Origin of the sequence: Stenotrophomonas maltophilia group sp. RNC7 (assembly GCF_030910085.1) — a bacterium.
In the GTDB taxonomy this organism is placed as follows: domain Bacteria; phylum Pseudomonadota; class Gammaproteobacteria; order Xanthomonadales; family Xanthomonadaceae; genus Stenotrophomonas; species Stenotrophomonas sepilia.
The window spans coordinates 1-1,753 of sequence record NZ_JAVFVN010000948.1 but is presented as its reverse complement, the minus strand read 5'-3'; the positions used below and the strand labels follow the sequence as shown (position 1 = coordinate 1,753).

Annotated in this window: 2 protein-coding genes; both read left to right on the top strand. The window is 31.7% G+C overall.

The window, feature by feature from the left end:
* The first annotated feature begins 265 nt into the window (after positions 1 to 265).
* Positions 266 to 1,258: a DNA adenine methylase gene (locus RCF13_RS24720; protein WP_308141621.1), complete on the top strand. Its 993-nt coding sequence runs from the start codon at positions 266 to 268 to the stop codon at positions 1,256 to 1,258.
* A 28-nt stretch (positions 1,259 to 1,286) separates the two neighbouring features.
* Positions 1,287 to 1,753: hypothetical protein (locus RCF13_RS24715; RefSeq protein ID WP_308141620.1), on the top strand; the 467-nt coding region annotated here is incomplete at its 3' end.

The following is a 1,753-nucleotide window of genomic DNA, read 5'->3' as shown; positions in this document are numbered from 1 at the left end:
TATTACTGAATTTAAGGAAGCTGGACTTAATATAAAAACTTACCCAGGGCAGCATGGGGGAATAGAATTAGATGAAAAAGATTTATTGGATTTTTTCGGAATAAATCAAAAAGAATCTCAAGTAGATTAAAATTTAAATTTATATAATAACCATAAAAAATAAGTACTTCATTTTAATAATATAGTGGAGTGCTTATTTTTTGTGGTTAAAATTAAAAAGCCGAAAATTTTATTAGTTGCTATTATGAAATATAAATAAGAGGAGGTGAATAGGGTGGTATCATGCAGATTTTGCGGTTTAACCTGTTCCAATGTCACTAGGGATAGTTTAGAATTCGATTTTGATGAATTTAATACCGGTTTTTGGTGTAATGCCTGTGAGGGATTCAATTACTTAGATAGTGCGGCAGATAAGCACAGATTTATATTGATTCTAGAAGATAAAACTAAAGAAAATTATATAAAAAAGGCTGGTATCAAGTTAAACAAAAGATTATCACCATTTCGCTATCCTGGTGGCAAATCTAAACTTATCGATTATTTATATTACCAACTTAATAAAAGAAAGACACATAAATTAGTATCTGCTTATTCTGGAGGTGCTAGTTTTGAACTAGCAATGTTAGATGCAGGGGTAATAAATCAACTGCACTTAAATGATATTGACATGGGAATCTATTCTTTTTGGTGGGTGATTAAGCATATGCCGTTTGCTCTTATAAATAGATTAAGAGAGAACTTACCTACTCATAAAGAGTTTTATAGATGCCAGAAGATTATTAAACAGAATTACATTGGGGTCGATATGGTCGAGGCAGCATGGGCCGTTTTAGTTGTGAACAGATTAGCTTATAGTGGTATCTATAACGCAAATCCATTAGGTGGAAAGAATGGTCCAAAAGAAAAACTACTTTCCCGTTGGAATCCTAACGAGTTGGTTAAGCGAATTGAACATATACATGGTTTGAGTGATAGGATAGAGATCACACAATTAAATGCATTGGAATTAATTGAAGAGGAGTATTGGCTAAATGAGAGTACTTTATTTCTTGATCCGCCATATGTAAAAGCAGGAAAGGAGCTATACAATTGTTATTACACAGAAAATGATCATTGGGAATTAAATAGTTTATTGGAAATGCTACATATGTGTTTTGCAGGAAGTGATATCATATTAACATATGATTATAACAAAATGATAGACAGTATGTATAACTATCCAGATATTAAGCATATAGGCCGTACATACTCAATATAAATCTTTATAAATACAGGAAGGGAGAGCAATGGGAATGGGGGATTTTGCTGAAGTACACTTTAGAGTAAGGTTAAAAAGTGAAACACCAATTTATATAATAAATCTTTTAACGTATATGATGGGAAGAGGCGAGAAACCTACTAAGATACCTACTGATCCATTATTTAATTATAAGCGATGGGGTAGTATGCTCTCAGCACAAGCTGATGATAACAATATAGCCAAAATGACCAACGCCTTAGAACATATAAATAATGGATGGAATCTAGTAGTAACATCTGTGTTTCGTGACACGGGAGAAATTGAAGCATTTTTTAAGTGGATTAGTAAATATCTTATGGAATCGTGGTTAGATTATGTAGGTTATATAAAATATGATACAAGCGATCATCCTATATTGATTTATAATAGTTTTAATGGTATTCAATATTTAAAAGTCGATTGTGACGAAGAAGATAATAAAGATGATGTACTCCTGAGTTGGAAGATAAAAAA